The organism is Anoxybacillus dikiliensis, assembly GCF_050613275.1.
GTDB lineage: Bacteria > Bacillota > Bacilli > Bacillales > Anoxybacillaceae > Anoxybacillus.
In genome coordinates, this window is the sequence record NZ_CP187112.1 from 1,637,723 (window position 1) to 1,652,209 (window position 14,487).

Annotated in this window: 16 protein-coding genes; 1 reads left to right on the forward strand and 15 read right to left on the reverse strand. The window is 43.8% G+C overall.

What is annotated here, in order from left to right:
* Positions 1–43 precede the first annotated feature (43 nt).
* The 11 genes from dinG to ACPF7I_RS08630 all read right to left on the reverse strand — a co-directional run bounded on the left by dinG (position 44) and on the right by ACPF7I_RS08630 (position 10,550).
* Entirely contained in the window at positions 44–2,689 is a 2,646-nt protein-coding gene (dinG, locus tag ACPF7I_RS08580; protein WP_430743864.1) for an ATP-dependent DNA helicase DinG, read from the reverse strand.
* Positions 2,690–2,742: 53 nt separating this feature from the next.
* Complete coding sequence (gene panD, locus ACPF7I_RS08585; protein ID WP_009373643.1) at positions 2,743–3,126, reverse strand: aspartate 1-decarboxylase; 384 nt, start codon at positions 3,124–3,126, stop codon at positions 2,743–2,745.
* Positions 3,127–3,141: 15 nt separating this feature from the next.
* Complete coding sequence (panC, locus tag ACPF7I_RS08590; RefSeq protein ID WP_430743862.1) at positions 3,142–3,990, reverse strand: pantoate--beta-alanine ligase; 849 nt, start codon at positions 3,988–3,990, stop codon at positions 3,142–3,144.
* A gap of 1 nt (position 3,991) precedes the next feature.
* Positions 3,992–4,822 carry a 3-methyl-2-oxobutanoate hydroxymethyltransferase gene (gene panB / locus ACPF7I_RS08595; RefSeq protein ID WP_430743860.1) on the reverse strand — a complete coding sequence of 277 codons (831 nt, stop codon included), beginning with the start codon at positions 4,820–4,822 and terminating at the stop codon, positions 3,992–3,994.
* Positions 4,823–5,046: 224 nt separating this feature from the next.
* Positions 5,047–6,033 carry a biotin--[acetyl-CoA-carboxylase] ligase gene (locus tag ACPF7I_RS08600; protein ID WP_430743858.1) on the reverse strand — a complete coding sequence of 329 codons (987 nt, stop codon included), beginning with the start codon at positions 6,031–6,033 and terminating at the stop codon, positions 5,047–5,049.
* Complete coding sequence (locus tag ACPF7I_RS08605) at positions 5,994–7,187, reverse strand: CCA tRNA nucleotidyltransferase (protein ID WP_430745929.1); 1,194 nt, start codon at positions 7,185–7,187, stop codon at positions 5,994–5,996. The genes ACPF7I_RS08600 and ACPF7I_RS08605 overlap by 40 nt, the downstream gene beginning before the upstream one ends.
* Positions 7,187–8,317 carry an N-acetyl-alpha-D-glucosaminyl L-malate synthase BshA gene (gene bshA, locus ACPF7I_RS08610; RefSeq protein ID WP_085788008.1) on the reverse strand — a complete coding sequence of 377 codons (1,131 nt, stop codon included), beginning with the start codon at positions 8,315–8,317 and terminating at the stop codon, positions 7,187–7,189. The genes ACPF7I_RS08605 and bshA overlap by 1 nt, the downstream gene beginning before the upstream one ends.
* Positions 8,314–9,006: a bacillithiol biosynthesis deacetylase BshB1 gene (gene bshB1, locus ACPF7I_RS08615; RefSeq protein ID WP_430743856.1), complete on the reverse strand. Its 693-nt coding sequence runs from the start codon at positions 9,004–9,006 to the stop codon at positions 8,314–8,316. Before bshB1 ends, bshA begins: the two co-directional genes overlap by 4 nt.
* Complete coding sequence (gene mgsA / locus ACPF7I_RS08620) at positions 9,006–9,413, reverse strand: methylglyoxal synthase (RefSeq protein ID WP_430743854.1); 408 nt, start codon at positions 9,411–9,413, stop codon at positions 9,006–9,008. Before mgsA ends, bshB1 begins: the two co-directional genes overlap by 1 nt.
* A 13-nt stretch (positions 9,414–9,426) precedes the next feature.
* Complete coding sequence (dapB, locus tag ACPF7I_RS08625) at positions 9,427–10,221, reverse strand: 4-hydroxy-tetrahydrodipicolinate reductase (protein WP_430743852.1); 795 nt, start codon at positions 10,219–10,221, stop codon at positions 9,427–9,429.
* Positions 10,218–10,550 carry a nucleotide pyrophosphohydrolase gene (locus ACPF7I_RS08630; RefSeq protein WP_035049587.1) on the reverse strand — a complete coding sequence of 111 codons (333 nt, stop codon included), beginning with the start codon at positions 10,548–10,550 and terminating at the stop codon, positions 10,218–10,220. The genes dapB and ACPF7I_RS08630 overlap by 4 nt, the downstream gene beginning before the upstream one ends.
* 118 nt (positions 10,551–10,668) lie before the next feature.
* On the opposite strand from ACPF7I_RS08630, the gene ACPF7I_RS08635 reads away from it, so the two are divergent.
* Positions 10,669–11,529, forward strand: a complete 861-nt coding sequence (locus tag ACPF7I_RS08635; RefSeq protein WP_043967462.1) for a YitT family protein — start codon at positions 10,669–10,671, stop codon at positions 11,527–11,529.
* Between the two features lie 22 nt (positions 11,530–11,551).
* Here ACPF7I_RS08635 and ypjB read toward each other — a convergent pair whose 3' ends face one another.
* The 4 genes from ypjB to qcrB all read right to left on the reverse strand — a co-directional run bounded on the left by ypjB (position 11,552) and on the right by qcrB (position 14,485).
* Positions 11,552–12,325, reverse strand: coding sequence for a sporulation protein YpjB (gene ypjB, locus ACPF7I_RS08640; protein WP_430743850.1), 774 nt, complete (start codon positions 12,323–12,325; stop codon positions 11,552–11,554).
* Between the two features lie 66 nt (positions 12,326–12,391).
* Entirely contained in the window at positions 12,392–12,961 is a 570-nt protein-coding gene (locus ACPF7I_RS08645) for a DUF1405 domain-containing protein (RefSeq protein WP_430743849.1), read from the reverse strand.
* Between the two features lie 56 nt (positions 12,962–13,017).
* On the reverse strand, positions 13,018–13,785 hold the full coding sequence (locus tag ACPF7I_RS08650) for a c-type cytochrome (RefSeq protein ID WP_430743847.1): 768 nt from the start codon (positions 13,783–13,785) through the stop codon (positions 13,018–13,020).
* 25 nt (positions 13,786–13,810) lie between these two features.
* Positions 13,811–14,485: a menaquinol-cytochrome c reductase cytochrome b subunit gene (gene qcrB / locus ACPF7I_RS08655; protein WP_006319468.1), complete on the reverse strand. Its 675-nt coding sequence runs from the start codon at positions 14,483–14,485 to the stop codon at positions 13,811–13,813.
* Positions 14,486–14,487 lie beyond the last annotated feature (2 nt).

A 14,487-nucleotide genomic window follows, 5' to 3' on the forward strand; every position in this document is an offset into this window, starting at 1 on the left:
TCCCTTCATCTACCCCTTTTATTTTTCACCGATGAAGGGAAAATTATAGCCACTCATTTACATGTTGTAAAAGTTCCGCAAGCGGTGCATGATATACACGGATAGGTGGCAAAGACTGCAAAAAATATTTACTGTATGATGCAGTTAATACACGTTGGTCTAAAACGAAAATGATCCCGCGATCTTCTTTTGTGCGAATTAATCGCCCGAATCCTTGTTTAAAGCGTAAAATCGCTTGTGGCAATGCCAAATCGTAAAACGGATTGCCTCCTCTTGAACGAATATAGTCGCTTTTTGCCGTCATGACCGGATCGTCTGGTGGAGCAAAAGGTAAACGAACGATAACGACGCATGTCACTTCATCCCCTGGAAGATCCACCCCTTCCCAAAAGCTACTTGTCCCAAATAAAATGGCTTGCCCAAACTGTTGAAAATGTCGTGTCAATTTAGCCGCATTGCCTCCGGTTACTCCTTGCGCAAGCAATATAAATGATTGTTCATCATTGAGCTGTTTAGCAAATGCATACGTTTGTTTCAATAGCTCATACGACGTAAATAATACGAGCATTCGTCCTTTCGTATGTTTAGCGATGCGTATAATTTGTTGCGCGGCTTGCTCAGCGTATTGTTCAACAGTAGCGGAAGGAAACGTCGGCAGATCGGTCGGAACCATAAGCGCTGCTTGTTTTTCATATGAAAATGGTGACGGAATGGTGCGTGTAAACGGATAAAAATCATCGAGACCAAGCCGTGAAATCATGAATGAAAAACGATTGTTTGTCGTTAACGTAGCCGATGTTAAAATGACGCTTCGCTTACGTGAAAATAGTTGATCTGCAAAAAACTGGGCTAAATCAAGCGGCTGTGAAATAACCGTAACCGCATTGACTGCCGCTTTTGTATCTACATCTAGCCAGCGCACGATGTCGTCATCATCGCTCGTTAGTAAATGTTGTAACGTATATAAAATGTCTATAAACGTTGTAAAAGGTTTGACATCTTCTTTCGGGACATCATCGATCATATGTGAAAGTTGTTGTACATCGCTCATAATACGCATAAGCAATTCCATCGTTCCATCCCATTCTTTTCCATACTCTTTCCAAGGAACGAAACGGTAACGTATGCGACCGTCCCCCTTTTGTCGGCGCAGTACGTAATGACGAAGAGATTGAAATAGTTGATTTAGTTCATATTCTATATCACCAAGAAGCGAGCGAAGTGCACCCATTTGGTGCATCGTGGCAACATCGTTCATCCGCGTCCATAATAGACGAACGTACTCATATGACACGTGCCGTCCGAAAAAATGAGCAGCGACATCTTCTAAATGATGAGCCTCATCGATAATAAGCTGCTCATATGGTGGCAGAAATATGTCGTCCGCTGTTAAATCATGCATAACGAATGAATGATTTGTAATGATCAGATGAGCGTGTTTCGCCTTTTCTTTCGCCCGCACAAAAAAATCGTACTCGTCGTTCGCTTCATCGCTATGCACATCTTCCCAAAATAGCGAACCCCCCGCCGTCAAGTTTAGTTCGTCCACATCTCCTGTTTCTGTTTCCGTTAGCCAAACGAGCAATTGACATTTTGTTAAAGCGATATCGTAGTTTGTATCGACATGTTTTAACGTACGGGCAAATTTTCGCACGCTAATATAGTTTCGTTTTCCTTTTAATACAGCAGTTGTAAATGAAAAAGGCACGAGCTTAGCGACGCGTGGCAATTCTTTTTCAATCATTTGTTTTTGCAGCTGGAGCGTATGTGTGCTAATGACGACAGGGCGCTGTTGTGTTACTGCATAAAACGCTGCAGGAAGCAAATAAGCGAGCGTTTTTCCAACGCCTGTTCCTGCTTCAATGAGCGCATGTTGACACGTCTGCAACATCTCGTTTACATCGATCATCATTTGTTGTTGCCCGTCGCGATATTCAAATGGCGCAATAAACGGGTTTGTCGCAAGCCATTGCGTAAAAGAAGGAACATGTTCATTACGGTCTTCACGTTTCGGCAAAAACGACGCTTTTAAAGCGATTCCTTCATATTCAACGACTGACCCATCTGTTTGAACCGTGCGTTCTTTTTTAGCAATGAAATGATTGAACAGAGCGGTCAGATCGCTTTTTAACGGCTGACTATGTCGGCGTAATTGCTTTAATGTTACAAGCGGTAGACGAGATAGCTTATGAAGTAAAAACAGAAGAAGTTGAGCAGTCGCTTCCGCGTCGTAATCCGCTTGATGTGGACGATCGTGCGCAAGTGACAACGATTCAGCTAAATGGCTAAGCTTATAACTTGATTGTGTCGGCATGAGAAAACGTGCGAGCTCTACCGTATCTAAAAGCCGACATGTCGGTGGTTGTACGCCGCTACGAATAAATTCCTCTTGTAAAAATGCCCAATCAAAATGAACGTTATGCGCAACAAAATACGCTCCTTCCCATTTTTCAACAAGCAGCGGTGCAATATGATGAAACGAAGGAGCATGATGCACCATCGTATCATCAATGCCCGTTAATTGTTGAATAAATGGCGGAATGTCCCGCTCAGGTTGAATGAATGTTGAAAAGCGTTCGCTAACTTTGCCGCCCTCGATGACGACAAAACCAATTTGAATGATACGATCTTCTTTTTTAGGGGCATTTCCTGTCGTTTCAATATCGACGACGACAAAGCGATCATTCATATTTCTCCACCTCACATGTGTATGACAAATAAAAAGAGGCGGCATGGCTCCCGTTATAAAACGGTCGCCGCCGGCTCTTGAACAATAAGCTCTTTAATGCGATTATGCTCGTCCATAATCGCGATTTTTGGACGGTGTGAAGCTACTTTTTCTTCTGGTACGAGCACATATGAAATGACGATAATAACGTCGTCTTTTTGAACGAGACGAGCAGCTGCCCCGTTCAAACAAAATACACCGCTCCCTCTTTCGCCTGGAATAATATATGTTTCAAATCGTGCACCGTTATTGTTATTTACAATTTGCACTTTTTCATTTGGAACCATGCCGACTGCATCTAAAATATCTTCATCAATCGTAATGCTACCAACATAGTTTAAATTCGCTTCCGTCACGCGAGCACGGTGAATTTTAGCGTTCATTAATGTGCGAAACATGATGTTGTTTCCCCCTTATTGTACGTTCATAACGATATTATCAATCAAACGAGCGTTTGTAAACCTCACAGCGAGCGCAAGAATGATCTTTCCTTGCAACGTTTGAAGCGGCTGTAGTTCTGGATACGAATAAATTTCAACGTAATCAATGACACCGCTTGTATGTTGTTCGATATGATGTACAATGGCTTGTCGTACCTTCTCTACGTTGCGTTCCCCGGCTTCGATGTATGCTTTTCCTTTTTGTAAAGCAGCATATAATGCAGGGGCTTCTTGTCGCTCACGTTCGCTTAAATATACGTTGCGCGAACTTTTAGCAAGTCCGTCCTCTTCACGAACAGTCGGAACGGCAATTAACTCAATTGGAAAATGAAAATCCCCAATAAGCCCATCGATCACAGCGACTTGTTGTGCATCCTTCATTCCGAAATATGCGCGATGTGGCATGACGATATGAAATAGTTTCGTCACAACCGTCGCAACCCCATCAAAATGACCTGGGCGCGATTTTCCACAAAGCACATCGACGCGCTCATGCACTTTTACCGTGACAGATGGCTCGTGTGGGTACATTTCTTCGACGGATGGATAAAAAACAATGTCGACACCCGCCTGTTTGGCCATTTCACAATCGCGTTCAAAATCGCGCGGATAACGATCAAAGTCTTCATTCGGTCCAAATTGGAGCGGATTGACGAAAATGCTTAAAACAACGATGTCATTTTCTTGGCGTGCTCGTTTTAATAACGCGACATGCCCTTCATGTAAATAACCCATCGTCGGTACAAAACCGATTGTTTTTCCTTTTTGTCGTTCAGCAATGATATGCGCTTGCATTTGCTCAATTTTTTCGATGATAACCACCTTATTTCCCTCCATACAATGCGATCCATTGTTGCTCGTTCATCGTAAATGATTGTTCATCGCTCGGGAATTGGCGTGTTTTGACGTCAGCAACATACTCGGCAAGCGCTTGTTGTATCGTTTGTTGAACGTTCGCATATTGTTTAACAAACTTTGGCACACGGTCTACACCATATCCAAGCACATCGTGATAAACGAGCACTTGTCCGTCAGTACCAACTCCCGCTCCAATGCCAATCGTCGGAATCGTTAGTTGTTCCGTGATCGCCTCTCCAAGTTGTTTCGGCACACATTCTAACACGAGCGCGATCGCCCCTGCCTGCTCACACGCTTTCGCTTCTTCTAAAAGACGCTTCGCACTTTCGGCATCTTTTCCTTGCACTTTATATCCCCCTAATACACCGACCGATTGTGGCGTTAAGCCGAGATGGGCAACAACAGGAACCCCCATTTCCGTTAAAGCAGAAATGACTTGTAATACGGAACCTGCCCCTTCAACTTTCACGGCATTTGCACCGGATTGTTGCATGATCGCTTTTGCATGTCGCAAAGCGTCGTTTACCGTGCTATAGGACATAAAAGGCATGTCTGTGACAATAAACGTATTTGGTGCACCACGTCGAACAGCTTTCGTATGATGAATCATATCTTCAACTGTTACAGGGATCGTTGAGTCGTATCCTAATACGACCATGCCGAGCGAGTCGCCAACTAAAATCATATCAACACCGGCCGCTTCAGCAAGCTTGGCTGACGGATAATCGTAAGCCGTCAGCATGACGATTGGATCGTGATTTTTTTTCATGCGAAGAAAGTCTAATTTTGTTTTCATATACATCCTCCTCTCATATGCAGAGGAAATGGATAAAAAAAGCCTTCTTTCTGCCAAAATCGAGAAAGAAGGACTTTTCGTTTCGCTCCATCCCTCTGTCCCCGTCCGCTTCATCGGATCAAGGCAGAAATTATTTTCAACGTATCGTCATGCGTGGTGCAGTTCTTACAAAGATACTGCCCAATTTCAACCGCTTTCATTTTAACAAATATTTCGAAATTTTCCTACTGTTTTGTTTCAATGTCTGCTGAGTAAATGTAATGAATCGCTCCGTCTTCTGTTTGTACTTTTAATGTCCCCGAATCTGTAATACCAAGTGCAACACCGCGAATCGCTCCGTTTAGCGTACGCGCTACAATTTGTTGACCAATCGTTACCGCATACCCTTCCCATAACAGTTTAATTGGTAAAAATCCGTGTTGTAAATATTGTTCATATAACTGTTCTAATTTTTGCAATAACGTTTGAACAATTTTCGGACGATGAAACGTTCGTCCCGTTTCGATCGCAAGCGATGTCGCAATCGAGGCAATATCACTCGGAAATTGTATTTGATTGACGTTCATGCCAATGCCGACGATGACCGCCCGCACTTGATCGGGGTCCGCTTGCAATTCTGTTAAAATGCCCACAACTTTTTTCCCGTTGATTAATACATCATTTGGCCATTTAATGTCCGGTACGATGTTTGTTACTTCTTGAATCGCTTGGGCAACCGCAACCGCAACTAAAAGCGTCAGCTGGGGTGCTTGTTGTGGTGGAACGGACGGACGTAAAATGATGCTCATCCAAATGCCCGTTCCTTTTGGTGAATGCCATGAACGGTTTAAACGTCCTCTTCCTGCCGTTTGTTCCTCGGCAATGACAATCGTTCCTTCTTCGGCACCTTCGTGCGCAAGTTGGTGGGCTAATTGTTGCGTTGACGGCACGCTTTCTTGATCGTATACGTTCCAGCCAAAACGTTTCGTTTTTAACCCAAGTTGTAATTCATTCGCGTTTAGTTTGTCAGGCATTTGTTTTAGACGATAGCCGAGCCGTCGAACAGCTTCAACCTCAAACCCTTCTTTTCTTAAATCTTCGATATGTTTCCAAACAGCTGTTCGTGAGCAACCGAGCTGTTCGCTAATTTTTTGTCCGGATAAAAATGACTCGCCTGCTTCCGTAAATAGTTTCAATAGTTGTTTTCTCGTCTCTGATTGCACACCGCCCACTCCTTTAACTTCTCTTTCTCGTTTTCCACTTGACGATGCAGTACGGCACGCTCCATATTTTCAATCATTTCAGCTAACCACGGACCGGATTTTCTTTCAAATAACGCAAGCAAATCGTGACCGTTGATCGCAAGCTCTTTGCGATCACGAATCGGCAACGCTTCCCACTGTTTCATTAACAGAGACACATGCGGTTCGTCACCATAAAGCGCTGCGCGTGTACGCTCGATATGCGGAATGTACCGCCCGTACTCATACAGTGCATCGATTGTCCAATCTGCAAGGGAACGAATATGTTCGAGCGCTTTTAAACAAATCGAAACGTCGCGAATGAGGTGGTTTGGCAATTTCCATTTTTTCAATTGTTGGTTTTGAAAATGGGCGACAGATGCTAACCGCGTCCAAGCTTCAATGCGATGAGCTGGGACAAGTGAAGAAGCACCAAGTTTAACAAGCTCTCCTTTTTTCGTCGCAAGCTCAGGCAAGTACAAAAATAAATTCGTTTCCCTTAAAAGCTCGATCGCTTTAGACATAAACGGGCCGAGCAACAATTTTTCGAATTCAATCGCTATGCGCTCAACTGCAATATGTTGCAATAAATGGCCATATTGTATGATCGCTTGTTTTGTGTTTGGCGATAAAGAAAAGCCAAGCTGACTAACAAATCGAAGCGCGCGCATCATTCGCAACGCATCTTCGTTAAATCGCTCTGTCGCATCGCCAACCGTTTCGATGATGCGTTGTTTTAACGCTTCGATTCCGCCAAACGGATCGATCATCTCGCCGTGTTCATTCATCGCAATGGCGTTCATCGTAAAATCCCGCCGCTGCAAATCTTCATAAAGAGAACGAACAAACGTGACGTCTTTCGGTCTTCGATAATCTTCGTAACGCCCCTCTTTTCGAAATGTCGTCACTTCATATGAAATACCGCGCTCAATGACCATCACTGTTCCGTGAGCAATACCAACAGGGACGGTTTTCGGGAAAATGCCCATCACTTCTTGCGGATGGGCTGATGTCGCAATATCAATATCTCCGATTGGTCTTTGCAATATATAGTCACGAACTGCGCCGCCGACAAAATACGCTTCATGCCCGTGACGTTTTAATGTTTCAATGACAGAAAGCGCCTGTCGAAATTGTTCGTTCATCATTCATCCCCTTTAAGTTGAAAATAAATATGTTCATATTGTGCCACAATTCGTTCAGAATAAAATTTTTCATACACCGTTTCATACGCCTTTTGTCCCATCGTTTCCCGAAGAGCCTCATCCGTCAATAAACGAACGGTGTGATGGGCCGCTTCGTTTATATCACCGAGCGCACATAAAAAGCCGTTTGTTCCATCTTCAATCACTTCAGGAATGCCGCCAATCGCCGTTCCTACACAAGGAACGCGACAAGCCATCGCCTCAAGCAAGACGAGACCGAAACTTTCTTTTTCTGACAATAATAATTTTACATCGCTCATGGAATATAACTCCGCTAAGTTTTCTTGTTTTCCTAAAAAACGAACGTGATCGCATAGTTTTAATTCTTTTACAAGGCGACAAACGACCGTCATTTCTGGTCCATCGCCGACAAGAAGCAATTTGGCAGGAACTTGTTTCACGACGAGCGCAAACGTGCGAACGACATCGCATACCCGCTTCACTTTACGAAAATTCGACACGTGAATGACGACTTTTTCATGCGGGGCGATGCCGTATTGACGACGAAGTTCATCATTTCGCTGTTTGCTGTATACACGTTCATCAACGAAGTTGTACACCGTTTGAATCGGCTTTTGCACGTCAAGTAGCTCATACGTTTGAATCGCTAACGCATTCGATACCGCCGTTACAACATCTGACTGTTCAATGCCAAATTTAATTAAGTCGCTTAATGACGGATCGTATCCAAGAACGGTAATATCTGTCCCGTGTAGCGTCGTCACAATTTTTAAATGGTCACCGACCATTTGTTTTGCTAAAAAAGCGCAAAGGGCGTGCGGAACAGCGTAATGTGCATGAATGATATCCAGCTGTTCCCGCTTCGCCACTTCTGCGATTTTACTCGCCAACGCTAAATCGTATGGGGGATATTGGAATACAGAATACTGATTAACTGTCACTTCATGATAATAAATGTTTGGATACACTTTATTTAGCCGAAACGGAATGCTTGAAGAAATAAAATGAATATCATGACCACGTTCGGCAAGCATTTTTCCTAATTCCGTCGCAACGACTCCAGAGCCGCCGACTGACGGATAACAAACAATTCCTATTTTCAGTTTCATCGTTCTTCCCCTAACAAGTCATGTGCAAGTATAAGTGGTTTTTTCGAAATAAATCCTTCCGCAAACGAAACACCAACTTCTTTTCCAAACAATCGCTCGCGGCTTTCAACGGTTTCAATATAGCCGTTTGTTAACGGCGTGTCAACTGAACCGCTCATTCGTTCAAACTGGCTTTCATATGCCCGTAAACTCGCCAATTTTTTGTCGATCGTATCGCTAATATTAACGACAAAATGAGGGCGATGAAATCCGTTAATCATATAAAAATAAACGGCTTGCACGCGATGAGGGGGCAGTTCTCCGCAACGGCGAATAGCGGCTGAAAACACCGCTTCTTCTACTAACTTCGCACATTGTCCGTGATCGGGATGGCGGTCTTCCCAATATGGTGCAAATACGATGCGCGGCCGATACGTACGAATGACAGTCACGATCGGATCAATATGCTCCTTTTGGATTGTTAATCCGCGATCAGGAAGTTTTAGCTGTATGCGCGTGCGAACGCCGAGAATGTCGGCTGCCCGCTTTGCCTCTTGCTGCCGAGTATGTACGGTTCCGTTCGATGAAAGTTCTGCTAGCGTCAAATCGCATATGCCGATGTCATATCCTTGTTGGGCGTATTTCGCAATCGTCCCACCCATTCCGATCTCTACGTCGTCCGGATGGGCGCCAAACGCTAACATATGCATTATTGTTTTCCTCTCTTCACAATATTTCGCCATGCAAAATCGCCGCGCTCTAAACCGTGTATGAGCACCTCAGCTGTTCCCATGTTCGTCGCTAACGGAATGGCATACACGTCGCAAAGGCGAATGAGCGCGCTAACATCTGGCTCATGTGGTTGAGCTGTCAATGGATCGCGAAAAAAAATAACCATATCCATATCGTTATTTGCAATCATCGCACCTATTTGTTGATCGCCGCCAAGCGGGCCAGATTGGAAACGGTGAACAGAAAGCCCTGTCGCTTCTTGAATGCGCAACCCTGTCGTACCTGTCGCATATAACTCATGTTCTGCTAAAACATGTTGATAAGCTGTCACAAATTGTACCATGTCTTCTTTTTTCTTGTCGTGCGCAATTAATGCAATTTTCAATGTCCTCGCCTCCCTATTCAATTAAATGCTCTAATCCATATACGAGCGTTTCTAGCTTCATGACTGTTTCGACAGCAAAGCGGACGCCCGACATAAACGATGCGCGATTAAACGAATCGTGACGAATCGTAAGCGTTTGTCCATCGCCACCAAAAATAACTTCTTGATGCGCCACAAGTCCCGGCAAGCGAACGCTATGAATGCGCATCCCGTCATATAGTGCACCTCGAGCACCTTCAATCGTTTCTTTCTCAGCTGGATGCCCTTGCATGAATGAAGAACGCACTTGTTGAATGAGCTGAGCCGTTTTTAACGCTGTCCCTGATGGGGCATCAAGCTTTTGATCGTGATGAAGTTCAATGATTTCTACGTGAGGAAAATATTTGGCCGCCATTTGTGCAAATTTCATCATTAAAATTGCACCAATCGCAAAGTTTGGCGCAATGATTGCACCTATTTTTTTCTCTTCAGCGACTTGTGTTAACCGTGCGATATCCTCTTCTGTAAATCCCGTCGTACCAACAACAGGCCGAACACCATAGCGCAATGCGATTTCTGTATGACGTTTTCCGACTTCTGGCGTCGTTAAGTCGATCACTACATCCGCTTGCACCGTTTGCAAGCAACGTTCTAAATCGGTAAAAATCGGCGCATCAATAGCAGGAAAGCCGTCAAGCTCCGCTAACGTTTTTCCTTCATTCATTCGATCTACAACTGCCACGAGTTGAAAATGTTCTGTATGATGAACGAGAGAAACAGCTTCTCGTCCCATTCGTCCACGTGGTCCAGCAATGACAATTCGAATCATCGTTCCTCTTCCTTTCTTGTCCAACGATCGCGATCCCGCGTTTGAAATTTATGCATGACCGCATCATGCGCCTCTTGTAAATCGATATGTAATGAATTGGCCATACATATAAGTACAAACAACAAATCCCCTAGTTCTTCTTGAATCGTTTTTTCTTGTTCCGTTTTCTTTTTTGGTTTTTCTCCATAGTAATGGTTGACTTCACGAGCGAGCTCACCCAATTCTTCTGTTAAACGAGCGAGCATCGCCAGCGGACTAAAATACCCTTCTTTAAACTGTCCGATGTATTCATCGACTTCTTGTTGTAGTTGCCGCACCGTTTTCTCCATTGCTATCACCTCTTACATTCATGTTAGCCAAAAGTGGGACATTTGACAAATGTTTTTGACGGGTATGCTGACATTCCTCTATAATAAAAAACGCAGTCATATTCAAGGGGTGAAGTCGATGAAGCTAAAAAATGTAGCATTTATTTTACTAGGATCGGCTATTTTTGCGTTTGGACTTGTCCATTTCAATATGGAAAATAAATTAGCGGAAGGCGGATTTACAGGGATTACCCTTCTCCTATACTTTTTGTTTGGAATCGATCCTTCCATTTCGAACTTAGTATTGAATATTCCTCTCTTTTTTATCGGTTGGAAATTGCTCGGACGAACGACGTTTTTTTATACGATTCTCGGAACGGTTAGTTTGTCTGTCTTTCTTTGGATTTTTCAACGATACGGATTTCACATTCCGTTAAATAACGATCTCACGTTAGCTGCGTTGTTTGCAGGGGTGTTTATCGGAGTCGGTCTCGGAATTATTTTCCGCTATGGAGGAACAACAGGCGGTGTCGATATTATTGCTCGGCTCGTTTATAAATATAAAGGCATTAGTATGGGAAAAACGATGTTTCTATTTGACTCGTGCGTCATTTTTCTCTCGTTGCTTACGTATTTACCTTATCGTGAAGGAATGTATACGCTCGTTGCGGTGTTTGTCGGTGCGCGCGTCATCGACTTTTTGCAAGAAGGGGCATACGCAGCAAAAGGGGCAACGATTATTTCCGAAAAAAGCGATTTAATTTCCGAAAAAATTATGACAGAAATGGAACGAGGGGTTACGATTTTAAAAGGAATCGGCTCTTACACAAAACGCGAGCGCGATGTTTTATATTGCGTTGTAGCAAAAAACGAATTATCGCGTTTAAAATCAATTATTACGTCCGTCGATCCATATGCATTCGTTGCAATTAGCGACGTGCATGATGTGCATGGAGAAGGATTTACGTTAGATGAAAATAAACAACCGCTACATGAATAAAAGCGTCCGACGTTGGACGCTTTTATTGTTTATCCCTTACCATTTTTCGTTCTTTTTCACCGCGGTATTTCCGCCACCCTACATACGTTAACGTCATAACGATCATGCCACCGATCGACGTCATCACCCACCAAAGTGAAGGGAGTGCCGTTTCTTTTTTCCCATCCGCAAACAAAGCTTGCAAATCTTCTTCCATTTGGCGTAACTCTTTCATTCGCTCCGTTGCATGCAGTTGACGAAAAGCGGGTGCTTCCAAAAGGGAAATATGTGCAGATACACGTTGTACTTGTTCACGATCCGCGTTAATTTTCACGCTCGGTTCAATAAGTTGATACCGTTGTAAAAATTGATGAAACGCCTGTTGAAACGATTGTTCGTCTTCTTGCTCCATCGCTTGCTTCATCTTGTCAAACGCGGACATGACAGCGTTTTTCATCTCTTTCCAAAGCGGTTGATGTTTGGCGTGAACAGCATCCACCGCAAGCCGAAATTGCATCAACTGGTTAATTCGTTGCTCCATCGGTACACTCGATGCCGTGACCGCTTTCAACGCTTCTTCGTGTGTAGCAGTTAACACATATATGATATCCATCGAATGAATATCTTCACGAAATAAAGTGAATTGTTGTTCAAAGTATTCCAATAACTGCTTTGCTTCTTGCAAGCGGTCATTTTTTGCTAGCTGAAGCGCTTCGTCAGAAATTTGATCAAGTTTGTCCCATTCATGACCGGTTGCATATACTGTATACGGAAATAAATAAATGACGATAAACATCACGACGAGTCGAATGCGCATCTCCTTGTCCCTCCTTACGATCTTACTATTGAATATATGACCGCAAAAAGAGACATAGACCATGATTTATCGCCGAAGTGAAAAAAGGTAAGCCACAGCAATCGAAACGATGCTTAGCCAAAACGTAAAATAGCCAATTTGTAACGTATATTGCGCTAACATGTGATATTGTGGCATCATGCCAAACACGTAATCGATGACGTCGTTATGTAATGTCCAAATCGCTGCGACAACAACATGAACGAACGACATCCGATAATGTGGCGCGTACAACAATGCTTGTACCGCCATCGCCCCGTGCGATATAACGAGCATCCATCCCGCCCAACCGAGCTGTCCTGTCACAACAAATACAAGCATATTCATCACAACCGCCCAAATGCCATATTTCACAAGCGTAACAACCGCTAGCGCTTCCATCAGCGGCCAATGTGTATGACGTAGCCATGCTATTAAAACAAATACGAAAAATAAGCTCGCTGTCGGACTATCTGGGACAAACGGAAGAAAGATGGTGGGCGTTTCCGACAATTGTGGTCCGTACCATATATACCCGTAAATCGTACCGATCATATTGACAATGAGCAGTAATGTAAGAAACGAGCGGTGCATCAACCATTCACGTATGTATACCATTATTTTCCCTCCACATGTACAAAAAAGCTGACTGATGTTCAGTCAGCTTTTACAAATTATTCTGCTTTTAAACCGGCTACAAACTCTGCAAGTTTTTGCAATTCTTCATCTGTACCTTTGAAAATACCGCCTGGCATGCCACCTTGACCGTTTTTCGCAATGTTCGCAATTTCTTCAGCGGATAAGCCTGTGCCAACGAGCGATGGTGCCGCTGGACCTCCTTGCAAGTTTTCACCGTGACATGTTAAACATGTATTTGCTTCTAAAATTTTATATCCTTCTGCATTTTTGTCAATGTCTACTTCCGCACGAATTTTTCCTTGCTCAGCCGCTGCTTCCCAGTCGTGCGTGACGACAGACTCCCATGTTAAGAAAATGATTGCAGCAAGCGTAAGCAACATCATCCCGACAGCAACTGGACGCTTCGATGGACGACGTTCTGGACCACGATCTAAAAACGGCGCAAGCAATAGCGCACCAAATGCAAGCCCAGGAATAATAATCGCTCCAACAACTGTATATGGACCAGATGCAAATGAGTACTTCAATAGTTGGTATAAGAATAAGAAGTACCAGTCTGGAAGCGGAATATAACTCGTATCTGTCGGATCCGCAATTCGCTCAAGCGGCGACGGATGCGCAACGGTTAAACATAAAAACCCGATTAAAAAGACGGAGCCGACCATCCATTCTTTTAATAAAAAGTTCGGCCAAAACGCTTCCGTTTTCCCCGGATATTCGGAATAGTCTTTCGGAATGTTCGGCTTGCGCACAGCCGGTACGCGTGAGTCGCCGACAAATTTCATCCCTTTTCCGCGATGCATAGCGTTCCCTCCCTTATGCTAAATTTTACAGTGGACCAGAAATTCCTTGTTTCCGAATCATTAAGAAGTGTGCAGCCATTAATCCTAATAACGCTCCAGGCAAGAAGAAGACGTGAATCGCAAAGAAGCGCGTTAACGTTTGTGCCCCAACGATTTCGTGATGGCCTGCTAATAACGTTTTAATCGCTGGACCGATTACTGGTGTCGCTTCAGCAATTTGCAATCCTACTTTTGTCGCAAAGAGCGCTTTCATATCCCAAGGTAATAAGTAGCCTGTGAAACCAAGACCCATCATGACCATAAAAATAAGTACGCCAACGATCCAGTTTAATTCACGTGGCTTTTTGTAGGCACCTTGGAAAAATACGCGCAACGTATGTAAAAACATCATCACGATGACGAGACTGGCTCCCCAGTGATGCATGCCGCGCACAATTTGTCCAAAGGCTACTTCGTTTTGTAAGTAATAAACAGATTCCCAAGCGTTTTTAATATCTGGTACGTAATACATCGTTAAAAACATACCAGATAAAATTTGGATGACTGTCACGAAAAATGTTAATCCACCAAAGCAGTAAACAAACGCAGAAAAGTGATGCGCAGGGTTTACGTGCTCTGGCACTTCATGGTCTGCGATATCGCGCCACAAAGGCGTAATATCTAGCCGCTCGTCAACCCAATCGTAAATCTTATTAAGCATGT

Bases quoted from the DNA above. Each gene is read 5' to 3' on its own strand.
- dinG (WP_430743864.1), bottom strand. From the start codon at position 2,689: ATGAATGATCGCTTTGTCGTCGTCGATATTGAAACGACAGGAAATGCC.
- panD (WP_009373643.1), bottom strand. From the start codon at position 3,126: ATGTTTCGCACATTAATGAACGCTAAAATTCACCGTGCTCGCGTGACG.
- panB (WP_430743860.1), bottom strand. From the start codon at position 4,822: ATGAAAACAAAATTAGACTTTCTTCGCATGAAAAAAAATCACGATCCA.
- ACPF7I_RS08605 (WP_430745929.1), bottom strand. From the start codon at position 7,187: ATGAACGAACAATTTCGACAGGCGCTTTCTGTCATTGAAACATTAAAA.
- bshA (WP_085788008.1), bottom strand. From the start codon at position 8,317: ATGAAACTGAAAATAGGAATTGTTTGTTATCCGTCAGTCGGCGGCTCT.
- bshB1 (WP_430743856.1), bottom strand. From the start codon at position 9,006: ATGCATATGTTAGCGTTTGGCGCCCATCCGGACGACGTAGAGATCGGA.
- dapB (WP_430743852.1), bottom strand. From the start codon at position 10,221: ATGATTCGAATTGTCATTGCTGGACCACGTGGACGAATGGGACGAGAA.
- ACPF7I_RS08630 (WP_035049587.1), bottom strand. From the start codon at position 10,550: ATGGAGAAAACGGTGCGGCAACTACAACAAGAAGTCGATGAATACATC.
- ACPF7I_RS08635 (WP_043967462.1), top strand. From the start codon at position 10,669: ATGAAGCTAAAAAATGTAGCATTTATTTTACTAGGATCGGCTATTTTT.
- ypjB (WP_430743850.1), bottom strand. From the start codon at position 12,325: ATGCGCATTCGACTCGTCGTGATGTTTATCGTCATTTATTTATTTCCG.
- ACPF7I_RS08645 (WP_430743849.1), bottom strand. From the start codon at position 12,961: ATGGTATACATACGTGAATGGTTGATGCACCGCTCGTTTCTTACATTA.
- ACPF7I_RS08650 (WP_430743847.1), bottom strand. From the start codon at position 13,785: ATGCATCGCGGAAAAGGGATGAAATTTGTCGGCGACTCACGCGTACCG.
- qcrB (WP_006319468.1), bottom strand. From the start codon at position 14,485: ATGCTTAATAAGATTTACGATTGGGTTGACGAGCGGCTAGATATTACG.